The organism is Aeromonas sp. s13, assembly GCF_040907905.1.
Taxonomy (GTDB): Bacteria; Pseudomonadota; Gammaproteobacteria; order Enterobacterales; family Aeromonadaceae; genus Aeromonas; species Aeromonas veronii.
The window spans coordinates 99,968-119,483 of the sequence record NZ_JBFOCS010000072.1 but is presented as its reverse complement, the minus strand read 5'-3'; the positions used below and the strand labels follow the sequence as shown (position 1 = coordinate 119,483).

The 19,516-nt window shown below is 60.3% G+C and carries 11 protein-coding genes and 1 pseudogene; 7 read left to right on the top strand and 5 right to left on the bottom strand.

Annotated elements, in window-relative coordinates; all coding sequences use genetic code 11:
* A partial coding sequence (locus tag AB5Y82_RS14990) for a diguanylate cyclase (protein WP_368174168.1) occupies positions 1 to 2,287 on the bottom strand: 2,287 nt, incomplete at its 3' end.
* 135 nt (positions 2,288 to 2,422) lie between these two features.
* On the opposite strand from AB5Y82_RS14990, the gene AB5Y82_RS14985 reads away from it, so the two are divergent.
* From AB5Y82_RS14985 to AB5Y82_RS14965, 5 genes are all read left to right on the top strand, one after another.
* The gene (locus tag AB5Y82_RS14985; RefSeq protein WP_005344666.1) at positions 2,423 to 4,111 is read left to right on the top strand and encodes an FAD-dependent oxidoreductase; all 1,689 of its coding nucleotides are present in this window, start codon (positions 2,423 to 2,425) and stop codon (positions 4,109 to 4,111) included.
* A gap of 214 nt (positions 4,112 to 4,325) precedes the next feature.
* Entirely contained in the window at positions 4,326 to 4,985 is a 660-nt protein-coding gene (locus AB5Y82_RS14980) for a DedA family protein (RefSeq protein WP_005333990.1), read from the top strand.
* A gap of 164 nt (positions 4,986 to 5,149) precedes the next feature.
* Positions 5,150 to 10,033: an alpha-2-macroglobulin gene (locus AB5Y82_RS14975; protein ID WP_368174167.1), complete on the top strand. Its 4,884-nt coding sequence runs from the start codon at positions 5,150 to 5,152 to the stop codon at positions 10,031 to 10,033.
* Positions 9,999 to 12,431, top strand: coding sequence for a penicillin-binding protein 1C (gene pbpC, locus AB5Y82_RS14970; RefSeq protein WP_368174166.1), 2,433 nt, complete (start codon positions 9,999 to 10,001; stop codon positions 12,429 to 12,431). Before AB5Y82_RS14975 ends, pbpC begins: the two co-directional genes overlap by 35 nt.
* Before the next feature lie 122 nt (positions 12,432 to 12,553).
* Positions 12,554 to 12,802: a hypothetical protein gene (locus AB5Y82_RS14965; RefSeq protein ID WP_074042647.1), complete on the top strand. Its 249-nt coding sequence runs from the start codon at positions 12,554 to 12,556 to the stop codon at positions 12,800 to 12,802.
* Between the two features lie 55 nt (positions 12,803 to 12,857).
* On the opposite strand, the gene AB5Y82_RS14960 is transcribed toward AB5Y82_RS14965, so the two are convergent.
* A complete protein-coding gene (locus tag AB5Y82_RS14960) occupies positions 12,858 to 13,823 on the bottom strand; it encodes a hypothetical protein (RefSeq protein ID WP_159143499.1) in 966 nt (321 codons plus the stop codon).
* 178 nt (positions 13,824 to 14,001) lie between these two features.
* On the opposite strand from AB5Y82_RS14960, the gene thiI reads away from it, so the two are divergent.
* A complete protein-coding gene (gene thiI, locus AB5Y82_RS14955; RefSeq protein WP_139411363.1) occupies positions 14,002 to 15,450 on the top strand; it encodes a tRNA uracil 4-sulfurtransferase ThiI in 1,449 nt (482 codons plus the stop codon).
* Between the two features lie 76 nt (positions 15,451 to 15,526).
* Here the strand turns inward: thiI and AB5Y82_RS14950 are convergent, their stop codons facing one another.
* The 3 genes and pseudogenes from AB5Y82_RS14950 to AB5Y82_RS14940 all read right to left on the bottom strand — a co-directional run bounded on the left by AB5Y82_RS14950 (position 15,527) and on the right by AB5Y82_RS14940 (position 17,779).
* Positions 15,527 to 15,919, bottom strand: coding sequence for a hypothetical protein (locus AB5Y82_RS14950; protein WP_005333978.1), 393 nt, complete (start codon positions 15,917 to 15,919; stop codon positions 15,527 to 15,529).
* 100 nt (positions 15,920 to 16,019) lie between these two features.
* Positions 16,020 to 16,652 (bottom strand): trimeric intracellular cation channel family protein, encoded by a 633-nt coding sequence (locus AB5Y82_RS14945; RefSeq protein WP_005333975.1) that lies wholly within the window; start codon positions 16,650 to 16,652, stop codon positions 16,020 to 16,022.
* Positions 16,653 to 16,863: 211 nt separating this feature from the next.
* Positions 16,864 to 17,779: pseudogene (locus tag AB5Y82_RS14940) on the bottom strand (IS5 family transposase).
* Positions 17,780 to 18,097: 318 nt separating this feature from the next.
* Between AB5Y82_RS14940 and flaA the strand changes: the two are divergent.
* Positions 18,098 to 19,009: a flagellin A gene (gene flaA, locus AB5Y82_RS14935; RefSeq protein WP_111899734.1), complete on the top strand. Its 912-nt coding sequence runs from the start codon at positions 18,098 to 18,100 to the stop codon at positions 19,007 to 19,009.
* Positions 19,010 to 19,516 lie beyond the last annotated feature (507 nt).

Here is a 19,516-nt window from a genome sequence, read left to right as displayed (position 1 = left end):
GCCAGCGCAGCAGCGCCTCGATACCCGACAGCGAGCCATTGTCGACCCGATATTGCGGTTGGTAGTGGAGTTGCAGCTCGTGGTGACGCAGGGCATCGCGCAGCTCATTGGTGAGGGTCAGCCGGTTCTTCTCATGCTGGGCCATCGCCTCGGAAAAGAAGACGTAGTGGCCCTGACCGGCGCGCTTGGCCATGTGGGTCGCGGTGTCGGCCTGTTGCATCAGGACCAGATGATCCGTCTCGTTGCCGGAGAAGAGGCTGATCCCCACCGAGGCGCTGCAGTGCAGTTTGTGATCGCCGATGTCGAACGGGGTGCGAAACAGCCCCATCAGCTCGCGGGCGAAGTGCTCTGCCAGAATTTTGGCGGTGACTTCCCCTTGTCCCAGCTGGGTAAAGAGCAGGGCAAACTCATCCCCCGAGATGCGCGCCTGCACCAGATTGTCCTGGGGCAGCTCCCTGAAACGCTGCACCACGGCCTGCAGCAGCAGATCGCCGCAGGCGTGACCGAGGGAGTCGTTGATCGACTTGAAGTTGTCGAGATCCACCAGCAGCAGGGCGCCCCACTGGCCGTTGGGGGCGCTCAGGGTCTGCTGCAAAATATGGTTGAGGCTGCGTCGGTTGTGCAGACCGCAGAGATCGTCGTAGTAGGCGAGCTGCTCGATATGTCTGGCCGCCTCTTTTTCCTGGGTGATGTCGTAGAAGCTGCAGATAAAGTGGCTGAGCTCCCCCTGCTCATCCTTGACGCCGTTCACCATCAAGCGCACCGGAAAGAGGTGACCATCCTTGTGCAGGCAGCGCTCTTCCCCGAGCCAGAACTCCTGCTCGTTGACGGTGCGGCTGACATCTTCCTTGAGATGATCCCCGTAGTAGGTGGGACGCAGCTTGCGAATGGAGTGACCGATCACCTCTACCTCGCCAAATCCGGTGATCCGGCTGAAGGAGTGGTTGACCTTGAGGATGATGCCGTTGTGATCCATCACGATCAGCCCATCGTGGGTATTGAAGGCTACCTCGGCCAGTCGCAGGGCATCGTCGGTGGCGAGGCGCTTGAGCTCGATGGCGGCCCGCTCGTGTTGGCTGCTCAATAGATCCAGAAGCTGTTCGGGCTCCTCAAGGGGGGTATCGAGCAGCAGGGTGATCTGGCCAATGGGGGCGCCGCTCTGGCCATGGAGCGGAATGCCGATGTAGGCGCTGGCATTGAGGGCGAGCAGCCGGGTCGCCTTGGGATAGCGCACGGGCAGATCTTCCACATAGATGGCCTGACCGTGCTGGAACAGCTCCTGAGCGGGGCCGGGGTCGAGCTGGATGGGCTTGAGGGTGGAGCAGGTCTCCTCGTTGATGACGCAGCGGGGGATGATCCAGAGATCCTGACCGCGGGGCTGGAACTCGCCGATCCAGCCCACCCGGGCACCGCTGGCGCTCATGGCCCAGCTTACCAGCGTCTTGCAGTAGTCGATGCCGGTCTGCTGGTGCAGCTCGGGCGGGAGGGCCAGCTCGGCGCGGTGCTCTTCCGGTTGCGGTTGCCAGTGGCCGAGCAGCTGGGCGCTGCTGCGCACCAGTTGCAACATCTCCTCGCTAAGTGGAGTGGGATCGAGATACTCCAGACTCAGCACCCCGAACAGCTTGTCCTGCTCCAGCAGGGCACCATCGAGGCGTGAGCGCACACCGGCACTGGTCAGATAGAGGTGATTGCTCAGCATTGGCTGATGGGCAGCCTCCGAGAAACTCAACGCTTTGCGGGTACGCAGGGCGCGGATATAGCGGCTGTCACCGCGAATGGGGTAGAGCGCCTCGACCCCCAGGGTGAACACAGGGGTGAGTTGCTCGCTGCCGAGATCGCCATTGGCCTGATAGTGCCAGAGGATTAGCCGATCGGCCCCCAAGCTCTCTTTAAGGGCCTCGAGCAGGGGCGCATACTGTTGCTGGCTTGCCATCTGGCTTAAGCGCGGCAGTTGCAATGCCAGATCGGCGATGGGCTCCTGGCGAAGGTTCTGCAGACAGATGAGCCAGAAGCCATCCTGCTCGTGGGCGAGGGCGATATGCCACAACTGGCTGGCAAAGCGCACTGTGATCTTGCCGCCATGGCCGTTGACCAGCAGTTGTTCGATGGGCAGGCGCAGGGCATCGGGCAGCTGGGCAGGCCAGGGGGCACGCGGTTCGTCGAGCCAGTAGAGCGGGGTTTGCATCACGTCGGTCAGGGCGACCAGCCGTTGACTGCGCAGATCCAGACGGAAAAAGAGCGGCGTCTGGAGGGCAGGAGGTAGATGACTGAGTGCGGTAGACGACATGAACAAACAACATCCTGTTAAGCAACCGTCGGGGTTGCAAGAATACTGCAAAATGGTGTGAAACAAAATTTCATTGAATTCTAAATTAGAAAAGTCTAATTTATTGCCCATTATCATGTATGAGGAGTCTTGCAGATGAAACGGATCCTGATTATCGGTGGTGTCGCGGGGGGCGCATCGGCGGCGGCTCGCGCTCGTCGTTTGAGTGAAGAGGCAGAGATCGTGATGTTCGAGCGGGGCGAGTTTGTCAGCTTCGCCAACTGCGGTCTGCCCTATCACATAGGGGGCGATATCCCCGACCGGGATGCCTTGCTGCTGCAGACTCCCCAGAGCTTCAAGCGCCGTTTCAATGTCGATGTGCGGGTCTTCCACGATGTGATCGAGATCGACAAGGCGGGCAAGACCTTGCTGGTGCGCAACCTGCAAACCGGTGAAGAGCAGCGCGAGCATTACGATGTGCTGCTGCTGAGCCCGGGGGCGGCGCCGATCCGTCCTCCCTTCCCCGGTATCGACAGCCCCCATGTCTATACCCTGCGCAACATCCCGGATATGGATCGCATTCTGGCGGCCCTGCACCACGATCAGCCGCGCCACGTCACAGTGGTGGGCGGCGGCTTTATCGGGCTGGAGATGATGGAGGCGCTGCATCAGCGCAAGCTGGATGTCACCCTGCTGGAGCTGGCCGATCAGGTGATGGCACCGGTGGACAAGGAGATGGCCAACATGCTCCATGCCCGCATCCGGGAAGAGGGGATCGATCTGCGCCTGCGCACCGGCCTCACCGCCATCGAGAGTCTGGATCTGCCAGCCGAGAAGACCTCCGCTGTGCCGACCGCCAAAAGCGGTGGCCTGCGCCTGACCCTCAATGACGGTTCCCATCTTGATACCGGCCTGCTGATCCTCGCCATCGGCGTCAAGCCGGAAACCCTGCTCGCTGCCAAGGCGGGGCTGGAGCTGGGCCCGCGGGGCGGCATCAAGGTGGATGCCGGGATGCGTACCTCGGATCCCTTCATCTACGCGGTGGGGGATGCGGTGGAAGAGATAGACTTCGTCACCGGCGAATCTGTGCTGATCCCGCTGGCGGGCCCGGCCAACCGGCAGGGGCGCATCGCCGCCGACAATATGCTGGGCCGAAGCGAAACCTACAAGAAAACGCAAGGGACCGCCATCTGCAAGCTGTTCGATCTGGCGGTGGCCAGCACCGGCCTCAACGAGAAGCGACTGGTGCAACTGGGATTGCCGTTCGAGAAGGTTTATGTCCATCCGGGCAGCCACGCCGGTTACTACCCCGGCGCCCATCCGGTCAGCCTCAAGCTACTGTTTGCCCCGGATGGCAAGATTTATGGCGCCCAGGCCATCGGCAAGGATGGCATCGACAAGCGCATCGATGTGCTGGCGGTAGCTCAACGTGCCGGTCTCACCGTGTTTGACCTGCAGGATCTGGAGCTCACCTATGCGCCGCCGTTCGGCTCGGCCAAGGATGTGATCAACATGGCGGGCTTTGTGGCAAGCAACCACCTGAAGGGGGACACCCTGCTCTGCCACGTGGCCGAGGTACAGGCTCGTAACCCCCATCAGCTGGTGGTGGATGTGCGCAATGGCCCGGAGCTCGACAAGCTGGGGCGGATTCCGGGGGCGCTGCATATCCCCCTCGACGAGTTGCGTGGTCGCCTCCATGAGTTGCCCAAAGAGAAAGAGCTGCTGATCAGCTGTCAGGTCGGGCTGCGCGGCCATGTCGCCTGTCGCCTGCTGAGCCAACACGGCTTTAAAGTGAAGAATCTCTCCGGCGGCTTCAAAACCTGGCAGATGGCCACCGCCGAGTAACCGTTTTATTTCTGTGCCTGTTTGCCCCTCTCCCTTGTGCGTGCAAGATGAGGGGCTTTTTGTTTCAGCTTTTCGCCCTTCTTGCATCCCCTAATTGCAGCAATATTTCGACACACTTTATTTCCTGTGCCGGACAAAATTAACGTTTTGTTCAGGGGATGGGTGCTATAACCCCTGCCTCGTTCATGATGAACCGTGTAGTAGGGAGAGTGACATGCTGGATATGCTGATGGCCATTTGGCATCAGGATTTTGACGCCCTGGTTCAGATGCAGGCGGTACCCCTGCTGATCAGTTGCCTGATGCTGGTACTGCTGCTGGAGTCCGCATTCGTCTTCCTGCCCCTGCCGGGGGACAGCCTGGTACTGCTGGCCGGTGGGTTGGTTGGCATGGGTGTGTTTGGCCCTGAAGTAACACTTATTTATCTGCCGTTGGCTGCTGGCATAGGTTCTGTGCTCGCCTACTGGCAGGGACGGGCCCTGCAGCGCACCCGCTTTATGGATCATATCGAACGGATGTTGCCTCCCGACAGCCTGCCCAAGGCGACCCGGCTGCTGAAAAAGTACGGTTTTCTGGCGATGTTCTCCTCCCGTTTTATCCCGTTCGTGCGGGTGCTGACCCCCATGCTGATGGGGATTGGCCGCCTGAGCGTGCTGCGGATGTGCGTGGCCAGCTTTGCCAGTGCCTTTATGTGGGCGCTCTGCCTCAGTTTGGTGGGCAAGCTGGCGATGAATACCCCCTTCTTCCTCCACCACAGCGAACTGTTGACCCGGGCCCTGCTGATTACCTCGCTGGTGCTGTTTCTGGCGGCCGTCATGGCCATCCTGTTTCGCTGGTTCAAAGGCGGAGCAAAAAACGAGACCAGCCACGACTAGATGACAACCCTTGCCGCACTGGATCAGTGGGCAAGGGGTTCTCGTGCAGTAGGGGCGCGGAATTGTGCCCATTCGGGTAATGAGCTTTGTGTCGGGTGAGCAGGATGCCTTATCCTGTTTCCAGCCACGCTGCGTTTGCAGCGCTCCAACTCGGGATGGAACCTATGCGCCTCTTTGACTCTCCCTCTGCTTTTCACCGCTCTACCGCTGGAACCGGCGCTCTGCGCCGCCGCTGCTCGGCCCTGCTGCTTTGCGGGGTGGTCGGTTTGCTGTCTGGTTGCGGCCCTGACAAGCCCGCCAGCCAAGTACCGACCACAGAATCTACAGCGCAGCAGGAGGCCGGGGCGCCAACTTCTGTAGTGCAGGCCAATGCCCGCCAATATCGCGATGCCCCGGCGCTGGCGCTGGTCTTCTCCGGCCCCTTGGCGCCGAAGGCAAACTGGCAGAGCTGGCTTGCGGTCAGTGAGGGGGGCAAGCAGGTGCAGGGGGAGTGGATCCTCGCCGACGATGGTCGCACCCTCTATTTCCCGAACGTTCAGCCCGATAAAAGCTATGAAGTGAGCCTCAAGGCGGGGCTGGGCCCATCCCCCCAGAGCTGGACCCTCAAGACCCGGCCGCTGGAGGCGGGGGCTTCGTTTACCGCCAGCGGCATGGTATTGCCGCTGCGTCAGGAACTTCGCCTGCCCATCAGCGCGGTCAATGTGGATGAGGTCAATATCGACTTCTTTCGGGTCGATGCCGAATATCTGCCCCGTTTTCTGGCGGAATATCGCCCCGGTGCCGGCATGGGTAACTGGGAGCTTGAACAGATCACCAAGCGGGCCAAGCGGGTATTCAGTGGCCGCTATGCATTGGAGCTCGATGCCAACCGGCGCGAGACCCGCCTCATCAATGTGAAGGAGCCGCAGCTGGCCGAGGCTGGCGTCTACTTTGCGGTGATGTCTCCCCTTGGCAACTACGACTGGCGCAAGGAGACCACCTATTTCGCGGTGAGCGACATGGGGCTTAGTGCCCGCCGTTACCGCGATCAGCTGGAGGTGTTCGTGAGCTCCCTGGCCAGCGCCGACCCGCTCAAGGATGTGCAGCTCTCCCTGCTTGACGAGAAGGGCAACCGGCTGCAGGTGCAAACCACGGATCTCCAGGGCCATCGCCGCTTCGATCAGGTGCAGGGGGCTCGCTTGCTGCTGGCCGAACAGGGCAACCATCTGGCGGTGCTGCGTCTCGATGGGGCGGCGCTCGATCTCTCCACCTTCGATCTCGGCACCCAGCCCTGGCAGGCTCAGCAGCTCTATCTATTCAGCGGGCGCGATCTCTATCGCCCCGGCGAGCGGCTCGACAGCGAGATCCTGCTCAAGGGCCAAGATGGCCAGCTGCTGCCGGGCATGGCGGTGGAGCTGGAGGTGAAGCAGCCGGACGGCCAGCTGCTCGAGCAGAAACGGCTGCTGCCCGATAGCCTTGGCGCCGCCCACTACGGCCTGCGTCTGCCGGATGATGCGCCGCTTGGGCGCTGGACCATCAACCTCAAGACCGCCGCCGGCAGTCGTTTCGAGTGGCCTTTCTTGGTGGAGGAATTTCTGCCGGAGCGGCTCAAGCTACAGCTGGGCAAGGGGCCGGATGGGGAAGTGACGAGTCTGGACGCAGCCCTGACGCTGCCGCTGCAAGGGGACTATCTCTACGGTGCGCCAGCGAGCGCCACCAAGGCGAAGGCAGAGGTGAAGATCAGCCGCGCCACCATGCCCTTTACCCAGTGGCAGGAGTTCACGCTAGGTGACGTACTGCTCGCCGAGCAGGCCAGGGATCTCGAGCCTCTCAATCTCACCCTCGATGCGCAGGGGCAGGGGACTTTTTCGCTGCAAGATGAACTAGATGGGGTGCGCGCCCTCGGGCCGCTGGAGGTGGCCTATCGGGTGTCGCTCTCCGAGCCCGGTGGCCGCGCCGTCAATCGCAGCCGCACCCAGTATGGCTGGCCCGCGGGCAGCCAGTGGCCGGCGCTCAAGGCTGATTTTGTGGCGGATCGGGTAGAGGGGGGCAAGCCGCTCCCCTTCCAGATCCTCAACCTCGATGAGCAAGGCCAACCGGTGGCGGGGGTGGTGAAGGTGCGCCTTATCAACGAGTACCGCGACTACTACTGGCACTACGCCGATGGGGAGGGGTGGAAGTACGAGTTCAACAGCCAGCCTTATCTGGAGCAGGAGCAGACCCTGCAGCTGGATGGCAAGGGGCCGACCCCGCTCACGCTGCAACTGGCGGCGGGCTGGTATCGGTTGGAGGTGGAGAACTGTCAGGGCCATCAATCCAGCCTGCGGGTGGAGATCGGCAGTTACGCCTGGGGCGGCGGTGGCGAGCAGGCGCGGCCTGACAAGATTGCCATCACCCTCGACAAGCGCGCCTATCTGGCAGGTGACAAGGCCAAAGTGACGCTGGTGGCCCCGCGCCCCGGCAAGGGGTTGCTGATAGTGGAAGATGGCGACGGCCTGCGCTGGTGGCAGCGTATCGAGCTCAAGGGGGCCGGTGATGATGCCAAGGATGCCCGCGGCGAGTTCGAGATCCCGGTCAGCCCCGAGTGGCAGCGCCATGACTTGCATATCTCGGCCCAGATCGCCGCGCCAGACAGCGCCTCCAAACCGGTCAGCGGCCAGCAGGGGCAGAGCCTGCGCTCGGTCGGGCTGGTGCCGCTCACCCTGGACCGGGAAGCTCGCCGACTGCCGCTCACCCTGAGCGCGCCTGATAAAGCGGTGCCGCTCACTCGACTGGAAGTGACCGCGACCTCCACCCCCAATAGCCAAGGCCGCGTGGTGCTGGCGGCGGTGGATCGGGGCGTGCTCAATATCAGCGATTATCAACCCCTCGACCCGTTCGGGATCTTCTTTGGCCGCAAGCGCTTCGCCCAAGATTTGTTCGACAACTACGGCCAGGTGATCCCGCCGCAAGATGGCAAGCTGGCCCGCCTCAACTATGGGGGCGATCGGGCGCCGCTGAAAAAGGGCGGCGCGCTGGAGAGCCGAGTCGAGATAGCCGCACTGTGGAGCGGCGAGGTGAGTTTTGACCAGCAGGGTAAAGCGGTGATCCCGCTCGATCTACCCAACTTCAACGGCGAGTTGGCGCTGATGGCGCTGGCCTGGAACGAACAGCAAGTCGGTGAGGCCGAGCGCGCCGTCAAGGTGGTGGCGCCCTTGGTGGCCGAGATTGGCTGGCCGCGCTTTGGCGCGAGAGGGGATGAGACCCGGGCGCTGGTGCAGCTTCGCAACATGAGCGGTGAGGCTCAGACCCTCTCCCTTGTCTGGACCCTCAATGGCGGGCTCAAGGCAAATGGTGAGCTGCCCGGCACCCTGGCTCTTAAAAATGGCGAGGAGCAGTGGCTGACCCTGCCGCTCACCGTGACTGGGGCAAGCGGCGTGGCAAGCCTGCAGCTGGCGGCCAGTGGCAAGGATTTTGCCATCAGCCGCGACTGGACTTTGCCGCTGCGCTCCCCCTGGGCGGCCGAGACTCGCCAGCACTATCAGATGCTGGCCCCCGGCCAGCAGATGAGCTTTGCGCCAGCTGAGCTGGCCGGGCTGGATCGCGCCAACCTGCAGGGGCTGCTCAGCCTCTCCGGCACGCCGCCCTGGGATCCGGCAGCCCAGTGGCAGGCGCTGGCTAACTACCCCTACGCCTGTCTGGAGCAGACCCTCTCTCGTGCCTGGCCTTACTTGCTGACAACGGCCGATGAGCGGGCCGCCTGGAGCAAACCCGCAGAGGGCAAGAAAGCAGCGAACGAGGCGGATGTGCAACGCGCCCTGCTGCAACGGCTGCAGCGGTTGCAACTGCCCAGCGGCGGCTTTGGTCTGTGGGATGGTCGCTCCGACGAGGAGCAGTGGCTCACCGCCTATGCCGCTGACTATCTGCTGGCGCGCAAAGAGGCGGGCGACGCAGTACCGGAGGCCATGCTCAATCAGGCGCTGAACCGGCTGCAAAGCTATCTCACCGACAGTCAGTATGGTGAGCGCTGGAGCAGTGCCCCCGAGCACAGCCGACTTGCCTATCAGGCTTACAGTGCCTATGTGCTGGCCCGGGTGGGCAAGGCGCCGCTCGCTACCCTGCGCCTTATCTGGGAGCAGCAGGCCGATCACGCTCGCTCCGGTTTGCCACTCTTGCACCTCTCGCTTGCGCTCTCGGCCATGGGGGATGAGCAGAACGCCGCCAAGGCCCTCAGCCGGGCATTGGCGACCGAGCGCGGTGATGACTATCTGGGGGATTACGGCTCACCGCTGCGCGATCAGGCCATTGAGCTCTCCTTGCTTCGTCAGCACAAGCTGGCTGCGGAGCGCTGGCCTGATCTCAGCGCCAAGGTAGCCGATACCCTGGCCCATCGTCAGTGGCTCAGCACTCAGGAGCGGCTCGCTCTGTTGCGACTCGCCCGCTTCGATCCTGCCGTCGACTGGCAGGCCAGGGTGACCTCCTCTCTTGGCAGTGGATCCCTGAGCGGTTCGGCCCCGTTGCAGCAGGGTGCCCCCGAGGCACTGGCCGCCAGCACCGTCACCAACGAGGGCAAGGGATCCCTCTATGTACAGCGCACTCTGGTAGGTTACCCAGAACAGGCGCCGGCGCGGATCAGCAAGGGGATGAGCGTGACCCGCAGCTGGTTCAACAGCGACGGTCAGCCGTTTGATCCCGCCAAGGTGAAGGTGGGCGATCTGGTGGTGGTGCGGCTCAATGTCAGCAGTGAATCGGCGGTGCCCGATGCCCTGCTGGTGGAGATGGTGCCCGCTGGCTTCGAGCTGGAGAACCCGGCCCTTGGCAACAGCATCAAGCTCGAAGAGCTCTCCATCGAGGGGAAACCGGCGTGGCAGAGTGAGTGGAACGACTATCTCAAGCATCAGGAGTTTCGCGATGACCGCTACACGGCAGCGCTGGATCTGAGCGAGGGGAGCAACCAGCAACTGGTCTACCTGATGCGTGCAGTGACGCCGGGTCGCTATCAGGTGCCGCCGACCCAGGTGGAGGATATGTACCGGCCCGAGCTGCGAGCCGTGGGTGAGGATATCCACGAGGTGCGTATCTCTGAGTAACAAACCCTCCCTTGAGCGGGTTCGCCTGCTCACTTTTTGGCAGCGTGGTTGGCTGAGCCTGGGTCGCAGTGGCCGCGCAGGCTGGCGCTGGCTTGGCGGTCTGCCGCGCTGGCTGCGCTTTTCGGTGCTGGGAGTTGTAGCACTGCTCCTGTCATTGCTGGCGCTGGATCGGATTTTCCCGCCGCCGCCACTCGACCCCGCCTATGCGCGGGTGGTGCTCGACATGAAAGGGCGGCCACTGCGCGCCTTTGCCGATACCAGCGGCGTGTGGCGCTACCCCGTGACCCTGGAGCAGGTCTCCCCCCGCTATATCGAGGCGTTGCTGGGTTACGAGGATCGCTACTTCTGGCGTCATCCCGGGGTTAATCCGGTGGCCATGGTGCGCGGGGTCTGGCAGTGGCTGCGCTATGGGCGGGCTGTGTCGGGGGGCTCGACCCTCACCATGCAGGTGGCGCGCCTTATCGAGCCCTACCACAGGAGCGTGCCCGGCAAGCTGCGCCAGATGGCCCGTGCGCTGCAACTGGAGTGGCACTTCGACAAGCGCACCCTGCTCACTGTTTATCTCAACCGGGCGCCGTTTGGCGGCAATCTGGAGGGGGTGCAGGCGGCAAGTTTTGCCTACCTTGGCAAGAGCGCGGCCAAGCTGACCTATGCCGAGGCGGCGCTGTTGGCGGTGCTGCCGCAGGCTCCCAGCCGCAACCGGCCGGACCGGCATCCCGAGCGGGCCCGCGCCGCCCGTGACAAGGTAATGCAGCGGCTGGTGGCGCAGGGCGTCTGGCCCGAGCCGGTGTGGTTGGAGGGACGTATCGAGCCGGTGCTGGCCCGCGGTCACTTCACGCCGATGGAGGCGCCGCTCTTTGCTCGTCTCGCCGCCGACAGCCATCCGGGCGCCCTGGTGCACACCACCATAGATGGCGATCTGCAGCGCTGGCTGGAGACGCGGGTGGCGAGTTATATCCGCAGCTTCCCCGAGCAGACCTCTGCTGCGCTGCTGCTGGTGGACAACAAAACCATGGCGGTGCGCGCCTATGTGGGTAGCGCCGAGTATGGCAATTTGCGCCGCCACGGTTATCTCGACATGGTGCAGGCAATCCGCTCTCCCGGCTCCACCCTCAAGCCCTTTATCTACGGTCTGGCGATGGATGAAGGGTTGGTGCACTCGGCCTCCCTGCTCTCCGATGCGCCGAGGCTCGGCTCGGATTACAGACCCGCCAACTTTTCCGGCGCCTTTCAGGGGCCGGTGACGCTTGCTCAGGCGCTGCAGCAATCCCTCAACGTGCCGGCGGTGCAGGTGCTGGAGGCGCTCGGGCCCGACAAACTGGTCAGTCGCCTCGACAACGCCGGGGTGCGGCTGGCGCTCTCCGACAAACCCAATCCTGCCATCGCGCTGGGGGCGGCGGGCATTCGACTCGAGCAGCTGGTTGCGCTCTACAGTGCGCTGACACGGGAGGGGCAGGTGGCGATGCCGGTCTGGCTGGCGGGGCAGCAGGCGGTGTCACGCCCCTTGCTGAGCCCGGGAGCGGCCTGGATCATCTGGCAGATCCTGAGCGCGCAGGGATGGGCTGATCAGCCTTTTGCCAGTGAGGCGACCGGCCGGGTTAACCGACTGGCCTGGAAGACCGGTACCAGCTACGGCTATCGCGACAGCTGGGCGATGGGGGTCTCCGGTCGCTGGACCATCGGCGTCTGGCTTGGGCGCCCCGACGGCACCCCTTTGCCCGGTTTTTACGGCCAGAGCGCAGCGGTGCCACTGCTGCTCTCGGTCTACTCGCGGCTCTCGGACAACAGCCCTCTGCCGGCACAGCCCAACACGGTGAGCGATGCCGAGATTTGCTGGCCGCTGGGGCGCAAGGCGAACGCGACCCTGCCTGAAGCCTGTTTGCAGCGTCAGAGCGCCTGGTTGCTGGAAGGACGCGATCCTCCCACCTTGCCGGATCCCATGGACTGGCCCTCGCCGCTGCGCCAAGTTGCACTCACTGCCGAAGGCAAGCCGACGCTGACCCGTTGCCACGATGCGGCACAATCCGGTTTTCGGGCACTCTGGCCTTTGTCGTTGGAGCCGTGGCGGTCCCCCGGCGAGCGACGGCAGGCGCTGCTCGCCAGCGGTTGTGCAGGGGAAGAGCAGAGTGCCGAGCTGCAGGCTCCCATTCGTATCGTGGCGCTGGGGGAGGGCAACCTTATCCGCAGCCAGCTCTATCGGTTGCAGCCCAAGGTGCTCGGCGGTGTCGGCAAGCCAGCTTGGTTTCTCAACGGCCAGCGGCTGCGCTGGGACGGCGATCAGGTGCTGAGTGTGGCGGGTCGCTATCAGCTGGTGGTGGTGGATGAAGCAGGCAACAGCGATCGCATCGAGTTTCGCGTGGTGCATCCTGACGGTGATGCCAGCACCATCACCCGTTGAGCGTTTTGTCGACAGCCATTGAGGCGAATGTAATTAACCATTTGAAATGCATCAATATTTGATTGGGTGAATTAATTTGTGAATAATTACGAATTCATTCAAATCCAATCGGGAGTTCTCTTTTGCTGCGTGTTCTGTGTCCCTTGCTGGTGCTGATGAGTTCGGGTTGTGCCACAACCAATCATGGTGATCACCATGTTTCTCCTGAACGTACCGGGTTCTATTCACCTTTCGAACCTGCTTCCGATAGTTTTGCGCGTTGCTATCAGAAACAGTTTGCCTGTACCCCTGCCAATATTCGTCGTGACAGGGCGATGGAGGCGCGCAGGCAGGCGCAAGAGCAGGCCAATCATCGTGGTGATGATTGGTAGGCCACAGATAACGAGAGGGGTTGGCAAATGCCAACCCCTTTTTCATTCCGCCCATTCAGCCCGGTTGGCGCAGATGACCGAGCCGGGTGAAGAAGTGCTGGCTCTTGCGTTGGTGAAAGTGGCTCTTCTTGATGGGATGGAAGATGAGGTTGCTTTCGGGATGGCTCACTTTTAACTGGTGGAGCATGGCTACGGCGGGCAGGCTGGTGCTGACCAGGGTGGTGAGTGGCATGCTGAGGGTCTCGGGCCCGAGCAGTTGATTGAGCCCTTGTTGAGCCTGCTCAAAGCGGGTCAGGGCCGCCGGGTCGGCATAGCCGCTACCCAGCATGGTGAGCAGGTTGTCGAGGGCCAGATGAAATTCGGCCAACTGCTGGCGAAAGCCGCTGCGCCCGCGCAGGGCAATCAGCTCTGCAAACGGAATGTCGGCCAGGTGAGTGGGCACTTGCAACGGGATTTCGAGGTGGAAGCAATCCTGACCGCCGCGATTGTGGTAGCGGGATTCGAGCAGATGGAGCAGGCGGTCGAGATAGTCGTGATCGGTAATAAGCGCCCCGTCATTGGCGAGTGCCCACTCACGGGCAAGGCGCATGGAGAGCAGATTGGCAAAGCGCCGCGCCATTCTGATCCCACCCTCATCCCGGGTCGCAAAGCCGTGAGTCAGGCAAAAGCCGTGCAGTCGCTCCAGTCCCGCCTGATCCGGGCAGAAGCAGTCGTGGTTGGCCTCCTGACGCCAGCGACCAATCAGCTCCTTGTTGCCAAACACCTTGTGGCGGACGAAATCGGGGGCCACCAGGCCGCTTATCTGGTTCTCCAGTTGCGGGGTAATGGCGGCAAAGAAGGCGGCATCGGGCCGCTCGGCCAGCAGATCGGTCTGCTGTTGAAGGGTATCGAGCAGGGCGGTGAGGCCGCTCTTTTCGCTGACGGTGAAGACGAAGGCGAGCCGCTCCAGATAGAGCAGGGCAAATTTGAGCCAGAGCTCGTCGCGTACCTCCATGCCGGGGTAGTAGATATAGGTCTTCATCGTATCGGTCTGTCGCCAGAAGTGGTGCCGGGGTGCAGGGTCGGGAATATACGCAAGATTGGCGCTGCACGGCAAACACTGCGTAGGGTAATGTGAGCAAACGCTCATCCAGTAGGCGCTGGCCACAAAGTTCTGATATAATTCGCGCCCTTAAATCAAGGTCACCCGAGTCATTACCATGAAGTTCATTATCAAGCTGTTCCCGGAAATCACCATCAAGAGCAAGTCGGTTCGCCAGCGCTTTATCAAGATCCTGCAGGGCAATATCCGCAATGTCCTGCGCCGCTTCGACGACGATGCCCGCGTACGGATGGATTGGGACAAGCTGATCGTGAGCTCCCGCAATGACCAGTTCCGCGAGCAGGCAATCGAAGCCCTGGCCTGCATTCCCGGCATTCAGGCCTTCCTCGAGGTACAAGCCAGCAAGTTTACCGATCTGCACGACATCTTCGAGCAGGTGAAAGCCGTGTGGGGCGACCAGCTCAAGGGCAAAACCTTCTGCGTGCGCGCCAAGCGCCATGGCAAGCATGAGTTCTCCTCCCTCGAGGTTGAGCGTTACGTGGGCGGTGGATTGAATCAGCACTGCGAAAGCAATGGTGTGCGCCTCAAGAACCCGGATGTGAAGATCAACCTCGAGATCGACGGCGAGGAGCTCTTTATCGTCAGCGCAATCCATCAGGGCCTGAGCGGCATGCCCATCGCGACCCAGGAAGATGTGCTGAGTCTGCTCTCCGGCGGTTTTGACTCCGGCGTGGCGTCGTTCCAGTTCATCAAGCGCGGCTGCCGGGTGCACTACTGCTTCTTCAATCTGGGCGGTGCGGCCCACGAGATCGGCGTCAAGCAGGTGGCCTATCACCTGTGGAACCGCTTCGGTTCCTCCCACCGGGTACGTTTCACTGCTGTGGACTTCGAGCCGGTGGTCGCCGAGATCCTCGAGAAGATCGACAACGGTCAGATGGGCGTGGTGCTCAAGCGGATGATGATGCGTGCTGCCGCCAAGGTGGCCGATGAATTCCAGATCCCGGCGCTGGTGACCGGTGAGTGTGTGGGTCAGGTATCCAGCCAGACTCTCACCAACCTGAACGTGATCGACCGGGTGACCGACAAGGTGATCCTGCGTCCGCTCATTACTTGGGACAAGCCGGATATCATCAGTGAAGCCCGCCGCATCGGCACTTTGGAGTTTGCCGAGACCATGCCGGAGTACTGTGGCGTCATCTCCAAGAAGCCGACCGTGAAGGCCGAGCTCTCCCGCATTGAAGAGGAAGAGGCCAATTTTGACTTCTCCATTCTGGACAAGGTGGTCTCTGAGGCCCGTTACCTCGATATCCGCCGTATCGGTGAAGAGACTGCCGCTGAAGTGCAAGAGGTGGAAACGACTCAGGTGCTGGGCGCTGACGAGGTGATCCTGGATATCCGCTCTGCCGATGAACACGACGAGAAGCCGCTGGTGGTGGAAAATCGTGAAGTGCTGCATATCCCCTTCTTCAAGCTAGCCACCGCCTTTGGCGATCTGCCCAAAGAGAAGACCTACCTGCTCTACTGCGATCGCGGCGTGATGAGCAAGCTGCAGGCGCTGTATCTGAAAGAGAAGGGCTTTGACAACGTCAAGGTGTACCGCCCGTAAGCGTGTTTTTTACCTTCAATAAAAAAATCCGGCCAATGTGCCGGATTTTTTTATTTCACAGAGTGAGCAATGACTATCAGGGACAGGGAACCGGAGTGAAGGAGTCTTGCCCCTGACAACGCCAGCCCATTTCCGCCTCCCGCATCTGCCAAAGGTTGTTGCTGCGATAGAGGGTCAGGATGTAGATCATGTCGCTCTTGCTGCCGTCGAGGGCGACCGAGAGCACCAGATCATTGTCCAGCTGCTGGGCATGGATGCGGCTGGGCGTGTCACCATGACCGACGAATCGCAGAGCTACCTCACGGTAGTCATTAACCCAGTTTTGCTGTTGATGGCTTGCCTGGCGTATCTGCTGGTTGAACTGCTGCACCGGCGCCGAGGCCAGTCGTCCAAATACCACTTGTGCTTCGGCGTGGGCTGCCGTCACGTTCGCCAGGAGAAGGGTGGTAAGCATACCGATTTTGCGCATGAGAAGTTCCGGCTAACAACGACTGCTTCTATGACAACAGAAAAGCCTATTTGGTTCAACGCGTGGCCCACAGCGACATGATGACGCTGTGGGCCTGCTCTCAATTGCGTTGCAGGGAGAAGGTGGGCAGCGACAGATGCCAGTAGATAGCCGCGACCCGCAGGCCAAACACGGCCGTCATGCAGATGAGCATGGCCGTTACCCTGTCCATGTTCGCCTCCAGTGCCAGGGTATAGAGAATGCCGCCGAGGATACAGGCGGTGGCATAGATCTCTTTTTGCAGCACCATGGGGACCTCCCGCGCCAGTACATCGCGGATCATGCCACCGGCTACCCCGGTCATGGTGCCCATGATCACGGCAATCAGCCCCGGGGTGCCGAAGTTGAGGGCCTTCTGGGCACCGATCACGGTAAAGAGGGCCAGTCCGAAGGCATCCGCCACCGGCAGCACATACCAGGGCATCCTGCGGGGCAGCTTGACCATCCACATACCGATCAGCGCTGTCGCGATGACGACCCAGATATAGAGGGGATCGCGCACCCAGAACACGGGGGTGGCACCCAGGATCATGTCACGGATGGTGCCGCCGCCGATGGCGGTGACCGCCGCCAAAACCATGACGCCAAACCCGTCCATTCTGAGTCGGCCAGCCACCAATACCCCTGAAAACGCGAATACCGCAGTACCAAACATGTCGCTGATGTAAACAATCTGCTCAACCAGTGTCTGCATGGAGAACAACTCACGCCAAATTGTTGATGGGGCCGCGATTTTAGGGGCTGGTGAGCCCAATCGCCAACAGTGCTCGACAAAATTGAGAGTCGGGACGGATTTTTTCTTGCGGCATGAACCGGGTGAGGCTCGTGCGTGCCCGCAGCCGTTGGCGGGGCGTTGTTTCCCAAATCAACCATCAAGCCACACCTGCCCCAGCCCCAAGTGACCGCTACACTCGGGGCTTTCTGACAGGTAGGCCAAGGGTATTCAGTTTGTTTAGGCGCTTACATACGCCATGACTTCTCCTACTTGGCCGTTGTAGTTACGCAGACGGATTTTCCCCGCCAGCAATTGCTTGAACCGATACATTGCCGTCTCTGCCAGCGAGCGACGGTGATACCCCGACATCTTCTTCCAGTGCGCCAGCCCTCCCTTGCGCATCACTAGCACCGCCTCATTTCTCGGATGTCCCTTTTCCCATAACCCCGCGCTTTTGCGAGACGGGACACAGGCTGTAGCCCCTTTGCGCGAGATAAGTTGATGGCTGGCTTTGCTGTCATAGGCGCCATCCGCATAAACACGTCCCAGCTTGCGCCGCAGTGGGTTGAGCAAGGTCGGCAACACCTCGGCATCATAGACATTTTCCAGCGAGACTTTCGCCGCCACGATATCGTGAGTGACCGGGTCCACAGCCAGATGCAACTTGCGCCAGACTCGCCGTTTTTCGGCGTCGTGCTTTCTGACTTTCCACTCGCCCTCCCCAAATACCTTGAGGCCAGTCGAGTCGATAACCAGGTCGGTGATACGCTCCTTACTAGGCTGCCGATAGGCAACTGTCACCGTGCGGACGCGCTTGCTGACACAACTGTAATAGGGGTCACAAAACGGTACGTTCATCAACTCGAACAGGGAGTCGAGTAGTCCCTGAGTGGCCCGTAAAGTGAGGTTGAAAATCCCCTTGAGCATCAGGAAGGTGGCGATGGTCTGGTCAGTGTAAAGCTGGCTGCGGCCCCGGTGCCCATGATGGTCGTGGTGAAACCAGTTGCTCATGGCCTCGGCATCAACCCAGAAGGTGAGTGAACCAGTGTTAATCAAAGACTTGTTGTATTTAGGCCAGTGGTGATGGGGTGAAGCGACGTGCCCATGATGCAGATTTGAAGAGGATGATGGTGATCAGATCACCAAGTCTTTAGTTGGTTCCATTCAAGCTGCATCTATTTGGGAAACAACGTCCGTTGGCGGGCTTCAGAAGGTTGAGTCTGTCACTGGTTTAGGCCCCATTTTTTCCTTAAGTTTTCCCTTGACCCGCCGATATATAAGGTAAGCGGCGTTAATGCGATGAAGCGTTGAAAAAAATGCTAAAGACATCCAAAAACGAGCCGTTAAATAAGACGCATCGGGCACAGAAAATAATAAAGCCAGAGCAAATAGAAGAGTAAATTTAATAGCTTAGGAGAATAGTCATGGGCCTTTATATCAACACTAACGTTTCATCACTCAACGCTCAGCGTAACCTGATGAATACGACCAAATCACTGGATACTTCCTACACTCGACTGGCATCTGGTTTGCGTATCAACAGCGCCAAAGATGATGCCGCGGGTCTGCAAATTTCCAACCGTTTGACCTCTCAGATCAACGGTTTGGATCAGGGTAACCGTAACGCCAATGACGGTATTTCTGTAGCGCAAACAGCTGAAGGTGCAATGGAGGAAGTGACCTCCATGCTGCAGCGCATGCGTACACTGGCTCAGCAATCAGCCAACGGTTCCAACAACTCAGATGACCGTACCGCCTTGCAACAAGAGTACACCCAGTTAATTACAGAAATTAACCGCGTAGCTAAAGATACCACATTTGGCGGACAGAATCTGCTTAATGGTGGCTATGTGGGCTCCTTCCAAGTCGGAGCAGATGCTGGGCAAACAATTACATTCAGAATGACATCGGCTTTTACTATTACAGGAATGGCTTCGGCTACGAAGGGGAATGCTACAGTCGCGACTACTACAACGGGTGAGCCTTACACTGTGACTAAAAGCAACACTGGTAATGTCTCAACAACAAGCATCAGCACTATTACCACAGCCAAGGATGCTCAAACAGCTATGGCAAACTTGGATTACATGATTAAAGTTGTGGACAGTAAACGTGCTGAGCTGGGTGCTGTTCAGAACCGTTTTGATTCTACCATTCGTAACCAGGCGAACGTATCTGAAAACGTTAGTGCTGCCCGCTCACGTATCCGTGATGCTGACTTTGCAACTGAAACCGCCAACCTGACCAAGCAGAACATTCTGCAGCAAGCAGCATCGACCATTCTGTCTCAGGCAAATCAGCGCCCGCAGTCTGCACTGTCACTGCTGCAAGGCTAACAAAAGAAAACAGGGCGGTTGTTCAGGCCGCCCTGATCAAGAGATGGAACAAAGGGGTGTTCGGGTCGCACTCTGTTCTATCGGGAGAGATATAATCTCTACTAGTAATGCCAAGTGTTGTCCAGTTGTTCAGTTCTGTCACGCTTGGTCATATTCTCCTGAGCATATGCTCATCTTTAGGCCGGTTTACCGGCCTCTTTTTATTGTGCCGCCAAATTGACGTCACTCTCTCAGTACTTAGCAGGAACCGTGCCAACATGCCTATTCCTGTAAACAGAGTCATCATCAGCAGTGAGTTGTATGGTGATGCTGCTCAATTCATATCCAGCTGCCGCTTCCCGGAGAAAACTTGCCGCTTTAGGCAACAATTTTCCTAAAGCTTGCCTCTGTGCTGCCGTTAAATAAAGTGAAGCAATCGAGGGGTGTTCGGAATCCAACGTTTGCACTACTGCGGGTGACCTGTTCGTTCAAACAGACACCCGCCTGAAGAGACAGGCATGTTCAACC

Bases quoted from the DNA above. Each gene is read 5' to 3' on its own strand.
- AB5Y82_RS14985 (WP_005344666.1), top strand. From the start codon at position 2,423: ATGAAACGGATCCTGATTATCGGTGGTGTCGCGGGGGGCGCATCGGCG.
- AB5Y82_RS14980 (WP_005333990.1), top strand. From the start codon at position 4,326: ATGCTGGATATGCTGATGGCCATTTGGCATCAGGATTTTGACGCCCTG.
- AB5Y82_RS14975 (WP_368174167.1), top strand. From the start codon at position 5,150: ATGCGCCTCTTTGACTCTCCCTCTGCTTTTCACCGCTCTACCGCTGGA.
- AB5Y82_RS14960 (WP_159143499.1), bottom strand. From the start codon at position 13,823: ATGAAGACCTATATCTACTACCCCGGCATGGAGGTACGCGACGAGCTC.
- thiI (WP_139411363.1), top strand. From the start codon at position 14,002: ATGAAGTTCATTATCAAGCTGTTCCCGGAAATCACCATCAAGAGCAAG.
- AB5Y82_RS14950 (WP_005333978.1), bottom strand. From the start codon at position 15,919: ATGCGCAAAATCGGTATGCTTACCACCCTTCTCCTGGCGAACGTGACG.
- AB5Y82_RS14945 (WP_005333975.1), bottom strand. From the start codon at position 16,652: ATGCAGACACTGGTTGAGCAGATTGTTTACATCAGCGACATGTTTGGT.
- flaA (WP_111899734.1), top strand. From the start codon at position 18,098: ATGGGCCTTTATATCAACACTAACGTTTCATCACTCAACGCTCAGCGT.